This window comes from Cellulomonas biazotea, assembly GCF_004306155.1.
Lineage (GTDB): Bacteria > Actinomycetota > Actinomycetes > Actinomycetales > Cellulomonadaceae > Cellulomonas > Cellulomonas biazotea.
Map to the genome: position 1 here is coordinate 1 of NZ_BIMR01000024.1, position 17,771 is coordinate 17,771.

Here is a 17,771-nt window from a genome sequence, read left to right on the forward strand (position 1 = left end):
GCCGCGCCGTTCGGCGCGTGCGGGGCGCTCGCCGACGCCGCGCCGGCCGACCCGGTCGACCAGCGCGTGCGCGCGGCGGCCGTCGTCACCACCCCGACCGTCGCAGCGGGCGCGTGGACCGCGGTGCTCGCGGGCGTCGAGCGCGACGAGTCCCTCACGGCGACCGACACGGTCATCGGCGTGCCGCTCGCGGGCCCGACGTTCGCCGTCGTGCGCGACGGTGTCGTCGTCGGGTCGACCGACACGTGGGCCGGCGCCCGTGACGGCGTCGAGCTCACCGACGCCTACGCGTTCCCGACGTCGCACGCCGGGACGCTCGCGCTCACGGTGTGCGACGACGGCGCGCCGACCACGACCACCGGTCGGCCGCTGCCCGCGGGCACGTACGACCTGGTGCCCTGGACCCGCGTCGTCCTGCTGCCGCCGGGCACGACCGCCGACGACGTCGGTGCGACCTTCGCCTCCGCGGCGGCCGTCCCGGGCGCCGACGTCGTGACCGCGCCGGGCGACCCGGTGAGCGTCACCGTGACCGGCGAGGCCGACGTCGTCGCCCCCGCGCCCGGCACCGGCGCGGTCCTCGACATCGGCTCCCCGCAGGCCCCTCCCGCGTGCGACGCCCCGGCCCCCGTCGTCGCTCCCCCGGCGTGGATGCTCGCGCTGCGCACCGTGCCCCAGTCGTCGTCGGTCCCGGCCGGCGGGACCCTGGGCTACGACGCGATGCTCGAGATGGTCGGACCGGGCCACGTCACCGGCTACGTGCGCACAGGCGCCGTCGACCTGTGGCTGGTGCGCGACGGGCGCGTCGTCGGCACGACGTTCGCGGCGACCGACGCGGGCATCGACCCCCTCGACCTGTCGGCCGGCTCGCCGCTCGCGCTCGCGGGCACGCACCGGCTCACGGGCTGTGCGGACATCGAGGAGTCCGGCTACACCGACCAGCAGCCGCTGCCGCCGGGCACCTACACCGCCTACCCGGGCGTGTGGGTGAGCGCGATGGCCGCCCGCGACGCGTCGGGCACGCCGGTCACGTCCTCCTCCGAGAAGAGCATCGTCTGGGGCGAGCCGTTCCCCGTGACGATCGGGTGACGTCCGGGGTCGGGACGTCGACCCCCGCCACGTCCCGACCCCAACCGTTCGGCCGCGCCGCGCATCTGAGAGGGTGACGGCGCGGACGACGGGACGGGACGATGGGCTGGCAGGACGACCTCGCGGCACTGGCCTCCTCACGGGGGCCGGCGCTCGTGGCCTACGCGCACCTGCTCACGGGCGACGGGCAACGTCGGTACGCACGTCAGACGGCCCGACGTCGTCGACAGCACGGTCCGTGCGACGAGCAGGTGCCCGACGGTCAACCAGTTCTCGACCGGTGGCAGCGCGCCCGTCACCGAGACAGGGCGGAGGGACCCGCGTCCCGCCCGCTGTACGGGTGACCCGGCCAACGTTCCGCCGACGTCGCGCGTCCTGGACCATGACGACACGGACAGGAGGCCCGATGGCGGCGTGGGAGCAGGTGCTCGACGAGCTCGTGCAGGTGCGCGGGCACGCGTTGGCGCGGTACGCGGCGCTGCTGACGGGCGACCGGCAGGACGCGGAGGACCTGCTCCAGGATGCGCTGGTGCGTTGCTTCGGGCAGGCACGCCCGCTGCGCGACGCGATCGCCGCGGAGGCCTACGTGCGGCGCGCGATCCTGTCGGTGTTCCTCGACGGGCACCGGCGGCGCACGCGGTGGTCGGGGGTGCGGCACCTGCTGGCGCGGCAGGACAGCGTCGAGTCGCCGGAGTCGTCCACGGCCGACCGGGTGAGCGTCGAGGCGGCGCTCGCGACGCTCCGGCCACGCCTGCGGGCGTGCGTCGTCCTGCGCTTCTACGACGACCTCACGGTCCCGGAGATCGCCCGCCGCCTCGGCCTGGCCGACGGCACCGTCAAGCGGTACCTGTCCGACGCCGTCGCGCAGCTCGAGACGCTGCTCGGGCCCGTCTCGACCAGTCCCGACCAGCAGGAGTCCGTCACCGTCCAGGAGGCACGATGAGCATCGACCTGACCAGCGCCCTGCACGACGCCGTGGACGGCGGCACACCGGTCGGCCCGGCGCCGGTCGACCTCCCGCGTGTGCGGTCCCGGGCACGTCGCCGCCGAGCCGTGCACCTCGGGGCCCGGGGCGCCGTGGGGGTCGGTGCGGCCGGGGCGGTCGCATTCGGCGCCGTCCAGGTGGTCGGACCCCGCGACGCGCGCACGGTGCTCCCGGCCGACGCCGACGCGGTGCCGGGTGCGTGCGGGTCGACGGTGACGTCCCTGCTCGGCGCGTCGGACCCGACGCTGGGCCTCGGCGTGTCGACCTGGTCCGACCCGGACGCCCTCGACACGAAGCACGTGCGGGCCCCGGGGCCGCTCGGGACGTTCGCGGGCGACTCGGTGTACCTCGACGTCGTGAGCTCGCTGCCTGCGGACGGCGCGGGGACCCCCGCGACGGAGGAGTCGTCGTTGCGGGACACCCTCGCGCTCCTCGAGCAGGGGTACGCCGAACGGCTGGCTGCGCAGGCAGCCGGCGAGGACGTCGACCAGGCCGAGATCGACGAGCTGGCGCAGATCGTGGAGTCGATGCGGGCGTCTGCCGAGGCGGCGCGTGACGACGGGGTCCCGTCGCCCCCGCCGACGCCCGTCGCCCGGGTGCGGGTCCTGGTCACCTACGACGACCGGGTCGTCGCGGCCACGACGATCCCGCGTGACGGCCAGTCGGACGCCGACGCCGCGTGGGACCGCACCGTCGCGGGACCGACGGTCCGCGAGCGCGCCCACCTGCCGCTCGAGACGTGCACGGTCGACGGCGTGGGCGGTGACCCGCTGCCGTCGGGCACGTACGACGTGCTCGTCGCCCGCGACGCCGGTGCGGGGGTTGCGCCGACGGCGGTGGCGGGACCGTGGACGCTCGTCGTCCCACCCCGCGTCGGTGCCGTGACCGGTCTGCCGGACGGCTTCCCGACGGACGCCGTGCCGATGCCGCCGGGCCGCCTGCTCGAGGTGTCCGGCGACGCGGCGGAGGGCTGGACGGTGCAGATCGCCGTCGAGGGCGACGACCGGTTCACGGTGGGCGCCGACCTGCTGGACGACGTGCCCGACGCCGTCGAGGAGTACCGCGCCCCGACGGGCGCGCGCGTGCTCGTCCCGGGCTGGGCCGTCGAGCTCAGGAGCGGCACCGAGGGCGACGTCACGACGCTCAGGTACAGCGTCGCACCGCTCTGACGCACACCCGCGCAGGTCCCGCCGACCGTCGCAGCCGTGCGCGCCGCCCGCTCAGGCGACCGAGCCGTCGTCCGTCAGCGCCTCCTCCACCGTGCCGTGCACCGTGAACACCGGCAGCAGCGCGGTGATCCGGAAGAGCTGCTCGACGCGCTCGGTCGAGATGACGAGCTGCAGGCGGCCGCCGAGCAGGCGGACCTTCTTGAGCGACCCGACGAGGACGCCCAGGCCGGTGGAGTCCATGAACGTCACGCCGCCGAGGTCGACGACCAGGTCGGTGCGCTCGCGGTCGAGCAGGTCGATGACGCACTCGCGCAGCGCGTCGGCCGTCGAGACGTCGACCTCGCCGTCGACCTCGACGACGGTTCGCCCGCCGACGTCCCTGCTGGTCACACGCACCCGGATTCCCCCGTCCCTCGCAGGAATTCAAACATTCCTGGCAGTCCTGGGACGAGCGACGCGGCGGGTGGCTTTTCACCCGTATGGGCGCGTGCGCGGGACGGGCTCGTCGTGGCACGTGTCAACGCCGACGGCCCGGCCGCGACGGCCGAGGTCAGCGCGCTGCGGCGGCCTCGCGGGCGGCGACCCGGGTCCGGGCGAGGGCCTGCCGGTACTCGTCCGTCGTGCCGTCGGGGCGGACCTCCTGCAGCACGTGGTCCTCGATCCCGAGGTCGGCGAGCGTCGCGGCGAGGTCCTCGACGTCGGTCGCGGTGAGCACGGTCGGGTCGACGGTCGTGCGGACCTGCACGTCCACCCCGGACTCGAGCACCAGCTGCAGCGAGGCGAACGTCGCGTCGGCGCTCGTCGTCGGGCCGCCCGCCCGGGTGATCGCCCGGTACAGGTGCGCAGGTGCCTTGACGTCGAACCCGACCCAGTCGACGAGCGGCAGCAGCGCCTCCAGACGACGGGGGTACGCGCCGCCGGTGTGCAGGCCGACCGCGAACCCGGCGTCGCGGACCTCCCGGGCGGCGTCGACGACCCCGGCCTGCCGGGTCGGCTCACCGCCGGAGAACACGACGCCGTCGAGCAGGCCCCGGCGTCGCGCGAGCAGGTCGCGGACGTCCGACCACGGCACGACCCCGGGCGTGCGCGGGTCGAGGATCGCGGAGTTGTGGCAGTACGTGCACCGCCACGGGCAGCCCTGCAGGAACGCCGTCGCGACGAGCCTGCCCGGCCAGTCGCACGACGACAGCGGCGTCAGACCCGCGATCGCGAGACCGTCGGCCGCCGTCGTCGTGCGTCCGGACATCAGACGCTCTGCCCGGCGAGCGCGTGCTCCTGGAACGGCGTCCGCTCCATGTGCTCGCCCTTCTTCCCGATGTTGAACGAGCTCACAGGCCGGTGGTAGCCCATGACACGCGTCCACACCTCGCACGCGACCTCGCCGTGGCCCTCGTCGGCGCAGCGCGGGCACGTCGGGTGCTCACCGGACAGGTAGCCGTGCCGCACGCAGACGGAGAACGTCGGCGTGACCGTGAGGTACGGCAGGCGGAACGTCGACAGCGACCGCTTGACGAGCTCGCGCGCGGCCTCGGGCGTCGACAGGCGCTCGCTCATGTACAGGTGCAGGACGGTTCCGCCCGTGTACTTCGTCTGCAGGTCGTCCTGCCGGGCCAGCGCCTCGAACGGGTCGTCGGTGAAGCCGACGGGGAGCTGGGACGAGTTCGTGTAGTACGGGTGGTCGTCGGTGCCGGCCTGCAGGATGCCGTCGAACCGGCGGCGGTCCTCCTTCGCGAACCGGTAGGTCGTGCCCTCGGCGGGCGTGGCCTCCAGGTTGTACAGGTGGCCGGTCTCCTCCTGGTACCGGACCATCCGCGCGCGGACGAAGTCGAGCACCCGGACGACGAGCGCGTGCCCGCGCGGGTCCGTGAGGTCGTACGCGTCGCCCGTGAAGTTGCGGACCATCTCGTTGAGGCCGTTGACGCCGATCGTCGAGAAGTGGTTCTCGAGCGTCCCGAGGTACCGCTTGGTGTACGGGAACAGGCCCTCGTCGATGTACTTCTGGATGACCGTGCGCTTGAGCTCGAGCGACGTGCGCGCCAGGTCGAGCAGCTCGCTCAGGGCGTCGAACAGCGCGTGCTCGTCGCCCGGGTTGAGGTAGCCGAGGCGCGCGCAGTTGATCGTCACGACGCCGAGCGACCCGGTCTGCTCTGCGGAGCCGAACAGGCCGTTGCCGCGCTTGAGCAGCTCGCGCAGGTCGAGCTGCAGGCGGCAGCACATCGACCGGACGTCGCCGGGGTTCATCTCCGAGTTGAGGAAGTTCTGGAAGTACGGCAGCCCGTACTTCGCCGTCATCGCGAACAGCCGGTCCGCGTTCGGGCTCTCCCAGTCGAAGTCGTGCGTGATGTTGTACGTCGGGATCGGGAACGTGAAGACCCGCCCGCTCGCGTCGCCCTCCGTCATGACCTCGATGTACGCCTGGTTGATGAGGTCCATCTCGGCCTGCAGCTCGCCGTACGTGAAGTCGCACGGCTCACCCGCGACGAACGGCACCTGCTCGCGCAGGTCGTCGGGGCACGTCCAGTCGAACGTGAGGTTCGTGAACGGCGTCTGCGTGCCCCAGCGCGACGGCACGTTGAGGTTGTAGACGAGCTCCTGGACGCCCTGCCGGACCTGCTCGTACGTGAGGCCGTCGAGCCGCACGTACGGCGCCATGTAGGTGTCGAACGAGGAGAACGCCTGCGCGCCCGCCCACTCGTTCTGCATCGTGCCGAGGAAGTTGACGATCTGGCCGATCGCCGAGCCGAAGTGCTTCGGCGGGGTCGCGTCGACCTTGCCCGGCACGCCGTTGAGGCCCTCCTGCAGGAGTGTCCGCAGCGACCACCCGGCGCAGTAGCCCGACAGCATGTCGAGGTCGTGGATGTGCAGGTCGCCCTCACGGTGCGCCCGGCCGACCGCCTGCGGGTAGACGTGGCTGAGCCAGTAGTTCGCGACGACCTTGCCGGCCGTGTTGAGGATGAGGCCACCGAGCGAGTAGCCCTGGTTGGCGTTGGCGTTGACGCGCCAGTCACGACGGTCCAGGTACTCGTCGATCGACGACCCGACCTCCACGACGACCTGCTCGGGCATGTGCGCTGCTCCCCTTCGAACCCGGATGCCCTCCCCGCTCGACCACCACATCTTGTGGTGACGACGTCCCCGGAGGACTAGATGTGGGCAGTTCTATGCCCGACGGGTCGGCCCGGACGGGACCAAGGTCCCGGCGCCCGAGGGTCCGCGCACCCCGTCGCCAGAAAGTCGCCCGGACGACCCGGCGTGTCGCTGCACGCCCCTCGGCGGGGCCCCGGCGTGTCGTCTCGCAGGCCCTTTCGGGGCGTGTCCCGGCGAACCCGTCAGCCGCGGACGAACCGGACGCGCTCCCCCGGCCGGACCTGACCCAGCACCCCCAGCGCCGACGACCGGACCACCCCGACCACCGGGTAGCCGCCCGTCACCGGGTGGTCGACGCCGAACACCACCGGCGCACCGTCGGGCGGCACCTGCACCGCCCCCGCGACGAGCCCCTGGGAAGCGAGCTCGACCCCGTCACGCTCGTCCGTCCGGGTCACCGGCGCTCCGTCCAGCCGCAGCGCGACCCGGTTCGACGCCGGCGTCACGACGTACCCTTCGCCGGCCAGCAGCGCGTCGAGCCCGTCGGCGAACCAGTCGACGTGCGGACCCGGCACGACCGGCAGGACCCACCGGTCCGGCCACAGCCGCACCGCGGCCACGTCGACGACCGGCCACCCCACCGGCGGCGGACCGACCGCGAGGACGTCCCCCGCAGCCAGCGGCGACGGACCGATCCCCCCGAGCACGTCCGTCGCGCGCGACCCCAGAACCGGCGGCACGTCCACGCCACCACGCACCGCCACGTACGTCCGCAGCCCCCGCACCGGCGGACCGAGCCGCAGCACCGCGCCCCTCGGCAGCTCCAGCGGCGCGTGCGGCCCGACGCGGACACCGTCGACCCACGCGGGCCCCGGCGCCCCCGCGAGCGCGACCGTCACCGGCACGCGCGTGCGCAGCCGCAGCCCGCCCATGAGGACCTCCAGACCCGCCGCACCCTCCGGGTTCGCGATCAGCCGGTTCGCGAGCCGCAGCGCCGCGCCGTCCGCGGCACCCGACCGCCCCACGCCGACGTGCGCCCAGCCCGGCCGGCCGAGGTCCTGCACGAGCGTCTGGACGCCGGGGTCGAGGACCTCGAGGACGGCGTGGGTCGCGCGGGCCTCGGGGACGTCGTCGACCTTGCGGGTGTCGTGAACCTCGCCGATGTCGTCGACCTCGCGGGCGTCGTGAACCTCGCCGACCCCGTCGGCCTCTCGGACGTCGTGGGCCCCGCGGACGCCGGGGACCGAGGGCGCAGCCCGCGCCCCCGAGCCGGTGCCCGTCCCGCCCGTCCCGGTCACCAGGACCCCCTCGGGACGAATCGCACCCGCGTGCCCGGCGGCAGCAGCGCCGGAGGCGTCCGCGCGACGTCGAACAGCACCGCGTCGCAGCGCCCCAGCAGCCGCCACCCGCCCGGCGTCGCCGCCGGGTAGACCGCCGAGTACTCGTCGGCGATCGCGACCGCACCCGCCGGGACCCGCTCGCGGGGCGTCGCCCGACGCGGGACGCGCAGGCGCGGGTCCAGACCGACCAGGTACGCGAACCCCGGCATGAACCCGCCGAACGCCACCGTGTACGTGGGCCCCGCGTGCACCGCGACGACCTCCTCGACCGTGAGACCCGTGAGGCCGGCGACCTCGGCGAGGTCCTCGCCGTCGTAGACCACCGAGAGGTGCACGACGTCCTCCGCGTCCGCGCCGACCCGCTCGTCCGAGCCGGCACCGTCGTCCGCGTCGCCCTCGGCAGCCTCGCCGGTGACGCGGGCGAGCGTTGCGACGACCGCGGCGGCCAGCCCGACAAGGTCGGCGCCGGGCACGGTCCGGAGCAGCACCGTGCGGGCAGCCGGCACCTGGTCGACGACGACGTCCCACGGCGCGTCGCCGCCCCTCACGGCCCGGAGCACGTCGTCCACGCGACGCACCGCGGCCAGGTCGGCGACCTCCACGAGCAGCGCGGCGTCTCCGAACGGGACGACGCGCAGGTCGGCCGGGGTGCTCATGCGCCGATCCTCCCCCGCACCGGATGCCGGTGTCGTGCCCGTCAGGCGAAGGACCCGACCCGCACGCCGGCGCCGTCGAGCGCGGTCCGCACCGCGGCGGCGAGGACCGTCGCGCCGGGGGTGTCCGAGTGCACGCACACCGACTCCGCCGGCACGGGGACGACCGTGCCGTCGACCGCGACGACCTCCCGACGCAGGACCATGCCGAGCACGCGCGCGACGACCTCGTCGGGGTCGACGACCAGCGCACCCGCCTCGGCCCGCGGCACGAGCGTCCCGTCGGACCGGTAGCCGCGGTCGGCGAACGCCTCGGTCACGGCGCGCAGCCCGCGGTCGCGCGCGACGCCCAGCACGACTGCCCCCGGCAGCCCGACGACGGGCAGCGGCTCGTCGTCCCCGGACGCCCCCACGACCGCGTCGACGACGGCCCTCGCCTGCGACTCGTGCGAGACGACGGCGTTGTACAGCGCACCGTGCGGCTTCACGTAGGCGACGCGTGCGCCGCACTCGCGCGCGATCCGCCGGAGCAGCCGGACCTGCTCCTCGACGTCCGCCCGGAGCACGTCGGGCGGGACGTCGAGGAAGCGTCGCCCGAAGTGCTCGCGGTCGCGGTACGACACCTGCGCGCCGACGGCGACGCCCCGCGCCACGGCGGCCCGGCACACCGCGGCCATGACCCGCTCGTCGCCGGCGTGGAAGCTGCACGCGACGTTGGCGCTCGTGACCGCGTCGAGCAGGGCCGACTCGGGACCCACGACGCCGGGCTCCCAGTCGTCGAGACCCTCGCCGAGGTCGCAGTTGAGGTCGATGCGCGCGTGCATGCGTCGATCCTCGCCCCTCGACGGCGGCGGCACGCGACGGTGCGAGGATGACCCGGTGGTGCGGACCGGTGACCTGCTCGACGCGCTGCTGGCGGGCGGCCGACGCGCGGACCGGATGACGCACGTGCGCCACCTGCCCGCGCGCGAGGGCACCCGCGCGCCGTGGCCCGCCTGGGCCGACCCGGACGTCGTCCGCGGCTACCGCACGATCGGCGTCGCCGAGCCGTGGGAGCACCAGGCGACGGCGGCCGACGCCGCGTGGTCCGGCCGGCACACGGTGCTGTCGACGTCGACCGGCTCGGGCAAGTCGCTCGCGTTCTGGCTGCCGGCGCTGACCGCCGCGCGGGGCGCGGTCGCGGCAGGCACGCTCGACCCCGGCCGCATCGAGACCGTGTCCCGCCGCGCCGGGACGCTGTACCTCTGCCCGACGAAGGCGCTCGCCGCCGGGCAGCACACCGCGCTCGACCAGGTCCTCGCTGCGGCGGGCGTCCGGGACGTGCGGGTCGCGACGTGCGACGGCGACACGTCCCTCGACGAGCGCCGCTGGGTCCAGGAGTACGCCGACCTCGTCCTGACCAACCCCGACTTCCTGCACTTCGCCCTCCTGCCGCAGCACCGGCGCTGGGCGCGGCTGCTCGGCTCGCTGCGGTACGTCGTGGTCGACGAGTGCCACGCGTTCCGGGGGGTGTTCGGCGCGCACGTCGGGCTCGTGCTGCGGCGTCTGCGCCGCATCGCCCGCTCGTACGGCGCCTCGCCCGTCTTCCTGCTGGCGTCCGCGACGACGTCCGACCCCGCCGCGAGCGCGGCCCGACTGATCGGCGTCGAGCCCGACGAGGTCACCGCTGTCACCGTCGACGCCTCCCCCGCCGGCCGCAAGACGTTCGTGCTCTGGCAGCCTCCCCTCCTGCCCGGCGCGGACGTCCCGTGGACCGACCTGCTGCCCGACGAGGACCCGTGGGCCACCCCCGTCCCGCCGCCGTCGAGCGCGACCCGACCCGACGCGCCCGGCCTCCCGGCCCCGGACGACGCCTGGGTGGTCGCCGACCCCGCTTTCCCGGCCGCTCCGCTCACCCCGCCGGCCACGTCCGTCCCGCCGACACCGTCCACCCCGGTCGGCGACGCGACCGGTCGGGCCGACGACCCCGCGCACCCGACGTCGGGCCCGCGCGGCACCGGCGAGCGCGTCGTCACGGACCCGCACGACGGCCCGCGCCGGACTGCGACGGCGGAGGTCGCGGACCTGCTCACCGACCTGGTGGTCGTCGGCGCGCGGTCGCTCGCCTTCACGCGCTCCCGGCGTGCGGCGGAGTCGGTGGCGTCGGCGACCCGCGACCACCTGCGCGACGTCGACCCGGACCTCGCAGACACGGTGTCGGCGTACCGCGGCGGCTACCTGCCCGAGGAGCGTCGCGCGCTCGAACGGGCGATCCGCTCGGGCGACCTGCGCGCCCTGGCGACGACCAACGCGCTCGAGCTCGGCATCGACATCTCGGGCCTGGACGCGGTGCTCGTGGCCGGCTGGCCCGGCACGCGGGTGTCGTTGTGGCAGCAGGCCGGGCGCGCGGGGCGCGCGGGGGCGGACGGGCTGGTGGCGCTCGTCGCGCGGGAGGACCCCCTCGACACGTTCCTCGTGCACCACCCCGAGGCGATCTTCGACGCACCGGTCGAGGCGACCGTCTTCGACACGACCAACCCGTACGTGCTCGCGCCGCACCTGTGCGCGGCCGCCGCCGAGCTCCCGCTGCGCTCGGAGGAGCTCGACATGTTCGGACCGTCGACGCTCGACCTGCTGACGGAGCTCGTCGAGCGGGGTGCGCTGCGTCGCCGACCGTCGGGCTGGTACTGGACGCACGCCGAGCCCGCGACGCGTCTGACGGACCTGCGCGGCTCGGGCGGCGACCCGGTCCGTGTCGTCGAGTCGGTCACGGGTCGGCTGCTCGGCACGGTGGACGCCGCGTCGGCGGACGCGACGGTGCACGACGGCGCCGTCTACGTGCACCAGGGCGCGACCTACGTCGTCGACGAGCTGCACCTGGACGACGGCGTCGCCCTGGTGACCCGGCGGGACGTCGACTACGGCACGTGGGCACGCTGGGTCACCTCCACGGAGATCGTGTCGGTCGACACCGAGGTCGCCTGGGGTCCCGTCACGTGGGGTTTCGGCGCGGTCGACGTGACGACGCAGGTCCTCGGCTACCAGCGCAAACGCATCCCCGACCTGCAGGTGCTGGGCTCGACCGACCTCGACCTGCCCGCCCGCACCCTGCGGACCACGGCGGTCTGGTGGACGGCGCCCGCCTCGGTCCTCGAGACGGCCGGTGTGGCCGAGGAGGACGCCCCCGGCGCCCTGCACGCCGCCGAGCACGCGTCGATCGGGCTCCTGCCGCTCCTCGCGACGTGCGACCGCTGGGACCTCGGCGGCCTGTCCACCGCCCTGCACGCCGACACCGGGCACGCGACCGTCTTCGTGCACGACGCCTACCCGGGCGGGGCAGGCTTCGCCGAGCACGGCTTCCGCGTCGGACCGGTGTGGCTGCGGGCGACCCGTGACGCCATCGCCGCCTGCCCGTGCCCCAGCGGCTGCCCGGCCTGCGTGCAGTCCCCCAAGTGCGGCAACGCGAACAACCCGCTCGACAAGGCGGCCGCGGTCCGCCTGCTCGACGCCGTCCTCGCGCACGCCCCCACCGACGACGACCCGCACGCCACCGAGCAGCACCCCACCCAGCCATAGCCCGCTCGTCGCGCCCGACCGCCGACTCACCTGTCACCGTGGTCGGCCGGGCCGGGGCGCTCTCGCGCCGGTCCGGCTCGTGCGCGTGCCACCGCGGTCCCGAACCCTGCGGATCGTTCCGCCACGACGCGCACCACGCCGCGCGCCTCCTTCTCGCACACCACGAGCCGGGCGCCATTGCGGTCGGCGACGTCGCGCGCCAGGGAGCACGGGTCGGCCAGCATTCCGCTCCGCTCCGCGCTCGCCGCCGCGAGCGCCGACAGGTCCGCCGCGCCCTGCGCACGGACCCGGGCAGCGTGCCCGGACGTCACCGCACCGACGACGACGGCCAGCACCAGCGCCACGGCGACGACCGCGAGCACGACCACCGTCGCCGCGCCCCGCTCGGCCTCGTCGCGCACGGCCCTGACGGCGCGCCCCAGGCGACCGCTGCCCCGCGCGCCGGCAGCCGCTCGACGTCCCACCTCGCGCTCGGGCTCGTCCCGACCGGTGGTCACGGCTCGACCCAGGCGACGGCGGACCCGCGCGCCGGCAGCCGCTCGACGGCCCACCTCGCGCTCGGCCTCGTCCCGACCGGTCGTCACGGCTCGACCCAGGCGACGGCGGACCCGCGTGCCCGCAGCGGCCCGACGTCCCAGCCGGCGAGCGGGACGGCCGCGTCGACGGCGACCGTCACCCACTGAGCGTCGCCGGAGACCGTCACACGCGCGGCCGGGCCGGCGACCCGGCGTGCAGCCGCCGCAGCGGCCTGGGCGGACTCGCCGAGCGCGGCGACGCGCGCACCGACCCGTGCGGCGTCCACGCACCGTGCCTGCGTCAACCCCGCGCCCGCGACCATGACCACGAGGACCAGGACCAGCAGCACCGCCGGCAGCGCGACCGCGAGCTCGGCCGTGACGCTGCCCCGGTCGCACCGGTCGGCCTCGTCCAGCGCGGGCGCGTCGCGCGCTGGACCCGCGCAGCGCGGCGCGTGCCCACGGCGGACCGCGCCCGCGTCGTCCGGCGCGTCCGCGCGGGTGCCGCGACGTGCACTCACCGAGTGCGTCGAACGCGCACGGCGCATCCCCACGAGGTGGGGAACGTCCGCGCGGGCAGGTGCTGCGTCCTCGGGCTCGTCCGCCGCTGGGTCGCCAAGCGTGGGCCCCTCCGCCGCAGGGTCGCCAGACCGACCAGGACGGCTCACTGCGCGAGCGCCTGACGGATGAGGCCGAGCAGCAGCCCCTTGACCTCGCCGCCCCGCAGGATCGCGACGAGCAGGCCGGCGAACCCGACCGCGGCCAGGGTGACGATCGCGTACTCGGCCGTCGCCATCCCGGCGTCGCCGGCCGCCGCCACGACGCGACGCACGGTCGGCCCCACGCGCCGGAGCGGCGCGGGCACGACCCGGCGCTCGAGAGCGCCCACCACGCGGTGCCGTCGGGCACGCTCCTGCATGCCGCCTGCAGCGGTGGCGCGCGCCGTCTGCGGGGAGGTGAGTGCCTGGCCCGCTGTCGGGTGCGCACGGGTGGTGAGGTCGGTGGACATCGCTCGTCTCCTTCTGGTCGTCGGGTCGAAGCCCGGCCCTGCTCTGCGGTGCGACGCCCGACCGCGGAGCCGGCGCGGTGCTGACTCCGGTCGCGGGTCGTCGCCCGGTCGCGCTCCTGCCGCGCGCAGGACCACGGTGCTGCGGCGAGCGACGCGGGTGTGGACTGCGGACGTGGTCCCGTGGACGGCGCGGGACCACCGGGCCCTGTGGACGGCTCGCGACCGTACGGCGGTCCGACAAGGGCATCGGCGCGGCAGCCCACGCGTCATCGGATGCCGCAGCCCGGACCCGCACCGGGTGCCGCAGGCCAGCGCGGGCGACGGGTGCCGCGGTCCAGCGCGGGCGCCGGACGGGGCCATTCGGGTGGGGGCACCGGCACGAGGGGTTCTCTCGGCGGCCGAAGCACCCGGCGTCACGGCGCCCCGACCAGCCCGTCGGCGAGCGAGAGCACGACCGGCACCAGCCCGAGCAGGACGAACGCGGGAAGGAAGCACGCCCCGAGCGGCAGCACGAGGTGGACCGACAGGCGCGCCGCCGCCGTGCGCACCGCGCGACGCCGGGCGCGCCGGATCCCGTCGGCGCACGCCCGCAGACCTGCGCCGGGCGACGCTCCGGTGACCCAGGCGACCTCGAGCGCGTCCCGCAGTGGTCCGAGCGAGTCCGGCGCGTGCGCCCAGGCGGTCGGCCAGGACGCCCCGAGCAGCAGCGCCGACCCCGCACGTCGCAGTGCCCGGCCGGACGCACCCGCGATCGCGTCGCCGACGGCGCACAGCGCGGTCGGCAGCGCACAGCCGGCGGTCAGGGCCGCGTCGACGAGCTCGATCACGAGCACGACGTCGAGCTCGCCCTCGGTGCCGTCACTCCGGGCCGGGCGCGCGACGCCGTCGTCCCGACCGCTGGTCGCCGGGGCGCGGTCACGGACCGCCGTCGTCCCTCGGAGCCGCCGACCGACGGAACCGCGCCACCCGACCACGACGAGCACCAGCGCGACCGCGAGAGCAGCGCTCGTCGCGGTCACCCCGCGCCCCCCGGCAGACGCTGTCGACCGCCCGGCTCCTCCGGCCGCAGGCGCGCCTTCGCCCCGCCCCGACCCGGACGAGCCCCGCTCACGTCGGCCTCCTGCCGGCGGCGGCCGTCCGGGCGAGGAGCGCGCGCGTCCACCACCACCCGGCACCGAGGAGCGCGCACCCCGCCGCAGCGCTGACCGTCCCCGCACCACCGGCCACGACGGATCCGACGGGATCCGCCCCCAGCAGCGTCCCGAGGACGAGCCCGGCGCCGGGCAGCAGCGCGAGCACGCGTGCGGTCGACCGGGGACCCGCGACGGCTGCGGCGACGTCGGACTCGTGCTCCTCGTCGGCGGCCACCGCGCGGGCGACCTGCTCGAGGACGTCGGCCAACGGCATGCCCAGGTCCTCCGCGAGCCGCGCGGCCGCGACGGCTGCGGTCGCCCTGTCGACGAGGTCCCGCCCGGGGTTCCGATGCGCGCCGAGGAGGTCCTCGACGGTCGGGACCGGACCCACCCCGCCACGTCCGAGCGTCTCGCTCCAGGCGGCCGCCGGCCGCGCACCGGATCGCACGCGGGCCGCGGTGTCGTGCAGGGCGCCGACGAGGTCGACCGCCGCCCCTCGCCCTGCGAGGCCGGGCCCCGCACGACGAGCGTCGCCCGGCCGCCCACGGCTCACACCGCGGGCCGCCCGTCGGCCGAGGTGGTCCCTGGCGTCGGCGGCTGCACCAGGCCGTCGTCGCATCGCGTCGTGCGGACGTCGTCCCACGACGGGGCGCCCGAGCGGCGCCAGCGCGAGGACGGCGAGCGCGACGGCCGCACCCGTCAGCGCCCCGCTCACCCGTGCGTCCGGTCGGGACTTGGCGCGCCGCCCGCGCCCGGGACGGCCGACAGCGTCACACCTCGCACGGTCGCTCCCCCGTCACCCCGGCGAGCAGCAGAACCGTCACCGGCACCAGCACCAGGCCCAGGACCAGGACCAGGACCAGGACCAGGACCAGGACCAGGACCAGGACCAGGACCAGGACCAGGACCACCGTCTCCCGACCTCAGCCCGAGCCGGTCGGCGAGGGCCGGCCACGCGGCGCCACGGACCACGGCTCCACCCGCGTCCGCGCGCAGGGCGCACGCGACCTCGAGCGCACCGTCGGGCGCCCGCCGGACGACGCCCACCTCCGCGAGGTACCGGTGACCGCGACCGTCGCCGTCGCCGCCGGCCCGGCGCAGGTGCAGCACGGCGTCGAACGCGCTCGCAGCCTGGGCGGCGAGCGCGTCGCGGGACATGCCGGCGAGGGCGGCGAGGGCTTCGAGGCGGGCGGGCACGTCGGCGGCGGCGTTCGCGTGCACGGTCGCGCAGCCGCCGTCGTGGCCGGTGTTGAGCGCGGCGAGGACCTCGCGGACCTCGGCGCCCCGGCACTCGCCGAGGACGATGCGGTCGGGCCGCATGCGCAGGGCGTGCCGCACGAGGTCGGGGAGGCCGACCTGTCCCGCGCCCTCGACGTTGGCGTGCCGGGCGAGGAGGCGGACGACGTGCGGGTGGGCGGGGGCGAGCTCGCCCGACTCCTCGATGACGACGATCCGCTCGTCGGACGGCACGAGCGACAGCAGGGCCGCGAGCAGCGTCGTCTTGCCGGACCCCGTGGCGCCGGACACGAGGACGTTCGCGCGGCGGGTCACGAGGGCGCGGACGACGGGGACGAGGACGGGGGCCAGCGTCCCGCCCGCGACGAGCTCGACGAGCGACAGCGCGCGGACACGGACGGTGCGCAGGCTGAGCAGGGTGCACGCCCCGGCGACGGGAGGCAGGACGGCGTGCAGGCGGGTGCCGTCCGGCAGGCGGGCGTCGACCGTCGGTGACGCGTCGTCGAGCCGCTGACCGCCCGCGGCCGCGAGCCGGACGGCGAGAGCGCGCACGTCGTCGGGGGTGCCCAGCCGCACGTGGGCGCGCGCGAGGCGACCGGCGCGCTCGACCCACACGTCGTCGGGCCCGTTGACGAGGACGTCGGTGACGTCGGGGTCGGCGAGCAGGGGTTGGAGCGGTCCGGCGCCGTAGAGCTCGTCCCGGACGGCCGTGACGATGCCGACGAGCGCACGGGAGCCCACGACCGCACCGCGGCTGCGGGCGACGGTCTCGACGGCGTCGCCGATCGCGCCCGGGTCGGGCAGGCCGACGTCACCCGCCGGGTGCTGCTGCAGCCGCGACCGCACGTCGTCGAGGAAGGCCGCGTCGACCAGTCGTCGCGCGGCGTCGCCGGGGTGGTCGGCGTGGCCGGGGTGCCTGGGGAGGCCGTGCGGACGGTCCGTCACCGCAGGACGTCCCGCGCGAGGCGTCGGGCAGCCCGGGCGAGGGCACCGGTCGACGGCAGCCCGCCGTGCTCGGTCCCGACGGCGAGGCGCCGGTCGAGCGGGAGGGTGGCGAGAACCGGCAGGCCGGCGGCGTGCGCGACCTCGGCGCTGCCGAGCCCGCCCGGCGCGGGTCCGCGGACGACGAGCCCGACGTCGGCACCGGGCGCGGACCGCAGCGCGAGCCGGAGCGCGAGGGCGCCCGCTGTCGCCCGCAGGTCCCGCGGCGTGACGACCAGGACGGTGTCGCAGACGGCCGCGACGGACTCCCCCGCCACGACGGCGGAGCGGTCGAGGTCGAGCACGAGCACCCCGGTGGTCCGCGACAGGGCGTGCAGGACGTCGGCGACGACCGCGGGCTCGGGCGGCACGGGTCGGGACCTGTCGGCGCTGAGGACGGCGCACGTGCCCCAGCGGGGCAGCATCGCGAGGAGGTCGTCGCCGTCGACGTCGCCGCGTGCGGTCGCCAGGTCGGGCCAGCGCACGCCGTCGGCCCCTTCGAGCCCGACGAGGACGTCGAGGCCGCCGCACGCACGGTCGAGGTCGACGACCGTCGTCGCGGTGCTCCGGGACGCCTCGCGGGCGAGCGCCGCCGCGAGGCTCGATGCACCTGCTCCGCCCCGGGCCCCGACGACGCCGACCACGGTGGCGCGTCGCGTCGGGACCGGGGCAGCCAGGGGGATCATGGCGTCGGGCAGCCAGGCGTCGGGCGCCCGCGCGGTCGCGACGGTGTCTGCCACCCGACCTCGGACCAGCGTGCGCACGGCGTGTCCCCTCTCGACGGGAGCACGGGCGGCTCCTTCGCAGGCATCGTCGTGGCGAGGACCGGGCGCGGTGCGGGCCGCTGCCCGCGCCGGTGGACGTCGGGCCGGGCGACCGGGCTGTGGACGGCTCGACGGGGAAACGGCGCGGCAACTGGCGCGGCGCGGCGACGCGGACGGCGCGGTCACGCGGATGGCGCGGCGACGCGGACGGCGCGGTCACGCGGATGGCGCGGCGACGCGGACGGCGCGGTCACGCGG

16 protein-coding genes and 1 pseudogene are annotated in these 17,771 nt (G+C 76.3%); 4 read left to right on the top strand and 13 right to left on the bottom strand.

Going from position 1 to position 17,771, the window contains the following annotated elements:
• The 3 genes and pseudogenes from CBZ_RS20685 to CBZ_RS02555 form a co-directional block, all read left to right on the top strand.
• A pseudogene (locus CBZ_RS20685) lies at window positions 1-1,086 on the top strand (hypothetical protein); the annotation flags it as partial.
• Window positions 1,087-1,492: 406 nt separating this feature from the next.
• Window positions 1,493-2,029: a sigma-70 family RNA polymerase sigma factor gene (locus CBZ_RS02550; RefSeq protein WP_130780040.1), complete on the top strand. Its 537-nt coding sequence runs from the start codon at window positions 1,493-1,495 to the stop codon at window positions 2,027-2,029.
• Window positions 2,026-3,240, top strand: a complete 1,215-nt coding sequence (locus CBZ_RS02555; RefSeq protein ID WP_130780041.1) for a hypothetical protein — start codon at window positions 2,026-2,028, stop codon at window positions 3,238-3,240. Before CBZ_RS02550 ends, CBZ_RS02555 begins: the two co-directional genes overlap by 4 nt.
• A gap of 51 nt (window positions 3,241-3,291) precedes the next feature.
• Here CBZ_RS02555 and CBZ_RS02560 read toward each other — a convergent pair whose 3' ends face one another.
• From CBZ_RS02560 to CBZ_RS02585, 6 genes are all read right to left on the bottom strand, one after another.
• Complete coding sequence (locus CBZ_RS02560) at window positions 3,292-3,630, bottom strand: anti-sigma factor antagonist (protein WP_281274838.1); 339 nt, start codon at window positions 3,628-3,630, stop codon at window positions 3,292-3,294.
• Window positions 3,631-3,790: 160 nt separating this feature from the next.
• A complete protein-coding gene (locus CBZ_RS02565; protein ID WP_130780043.1) occupies window positions 3,791-4,486 on the bottom strand; it encodes an anaerobic ribonucleoside-triphosphate reductase activating protein in 696 nt (231 codons plus the stop codon).
• Window positions 4,486-6,306, bottom strand: coding sequence for a ribonucleoside triphosphate reductase (locus CBZ_RS02570; RefSeq protein ID WP_130780044.1), 1,821 nt, complete (start codon window positions 6,304-6,306; stop codon window positions 4,486-4,488). The genes CBZ_RS02565 and CBZ_RS02570 overlap by 1 nt, the downstream gene beginning before the upstream one ends.
• Window positions 6,307-6,569: 263 nt before the next feature.
• Window positions 6,570-7,625 carry a 5-oxoprolinase subunit C family protein gene (locus CBZ_RS02575; protein WP_246012983.1) on the bottom strand — a complete coding sequence of 352 codons (1,056 nt, stop codon included), beginning with the start codon at window positions 7,623-7,625 and terminating at the stop codon, window positions 6,570-6,572.
• Entirely contained in the window at window positions 7,622-8,323 is a 702-nt protein-coding gene (locus CBZ_RS02580) for a 5-oxoprolinase subunit B family protein (protein WP_130780045.1), read from the bottom strand. Before CBZ_RS02580 ends, CBZ_RS02575 begins: the two co-directional genes overlap by 4 nt.
• Window positions 8,324-8,364: 41 nt before the next feature.
• Window positions 8,365-9,144: a LamB/YcsF family protein gene (locus CBZ_RS02585; RefSeq protein ID WP_130780046.1), complete on the bottom strand. Its 780-nt coding sequence runs from the start codon at window positions 9,142-9,144 to the stop codon at window positions 8,365-8,367.
• Between the two features lie 115 nt (window positions 9,145-9,259).
• On the opposite strand from CBZ_RS02585, the gene CBZ_RS02590 reads away from it, so the two are divergent.
• Entirely contained in the window at window positions 9,260-11,875 is a 2,616-nt protein-coding gene (locus CBZ_RS02590) for a DEAD/DEAH box helicase (RefSeq protein ID WP_373862134.1), read from the top strand.
• Between the two features lie 26 nt (window positions 11,876-11,901).
• On the opposite strand, the gene CBZ_RS22120 is transcribed toward CBZ_RS02590, so the two are convergent.
• The 7 genes from CBZ_RS22120 to ssd form a co-directional block, all read right to left on the bottom strand.
• Window positions 11,902-12,276: an Rv3654c family TadE-like protein gene (locus CBZ_RS22120; RefSeq protein WP_281274839.1), complete on the bottom strand. Its 375-nt coding sequence runs from the start codon at window positions 12,274-12,276 to the stop codon at window positions 11,902-11,904.
• 179 nt (window positions 12,277-12,455) lie between these two features.
• Complete coding sequence (locus CBZ_RS02600) at window positions 12,456-12,911, bottom strand: TadE family type IV pilus minor pilin (RefSeq protein ID WP_246012987.1); 456 nt, start codon at window positions 12,909-12,911, stop codon at window positions 12,456-12,458.
• 143 nt (window positions 12,912-13,054) lie between these two features.
• The gene (locus tag CBZ_RS02605) at window positions 13,055-13,399 is read right to left on the bottom strand and encodes a DUF4244 domain-containing protein (RefSeq protein WP_246012989.1); all 345 of its coding nucleotides are present in this window, start codon (window positions 13,397-13,399) and stop codon (window positions 13,055-13,057) included.
• A gap of 413 nt (window positions 13,400-13,812) precedes the next feature.
• On the bottom strand, window positions 13,813-14,418 hold the full coding sequence (locus CBZ_RS02610; RefSeq protein ID WP_165446614.1) for a type II secretion system F family protein: 606 nt from the start codon (window positions 14,416-14,418) through the stop codon (window positions 13,813-13,815).
• A gap of 88 nt (window positions 14,419-14,506) precedes the next feature.
• Entirely contained in the window at window positions 14,507-14,923 is a 417-nt protein-coding gene (locus CBZ_RS02615; RefSeq protein ID WP_246012990.1) for a type II secretion system F family protein, read from the bottom strand.
• A gap of 320 nt (window positions 14,924-15,243) precedes the next feature.
• A complete protein-coding gene (locus CBZ_RS02620; protein WP_246012992.1) occupies window positions 15,244-16,713 on the bottom strand; it encodes a TadA family conjugal transfer-associated ATPase in 1,470 nt (489 codons plus the stop codon).
• On the bottom strand, window positions 16,710-17,489 hold the full coding sequence (ssd, locus tag CBZ_RS02625; RefSeq protein ID WP_130780050.1) for a septum site-determining protein Ssd: 780 nt from the start codon (window positions 17,487-17,489) through the stop codon (window positions 16,710-16,712). The genes CBZ_RS02620 and ssd overlap by 4 nt, the downstream gene beginning before the upstream one ends.
• Between the last annotated feature and the right edge of the window lie 282 nt (window positions 17,490-17,771).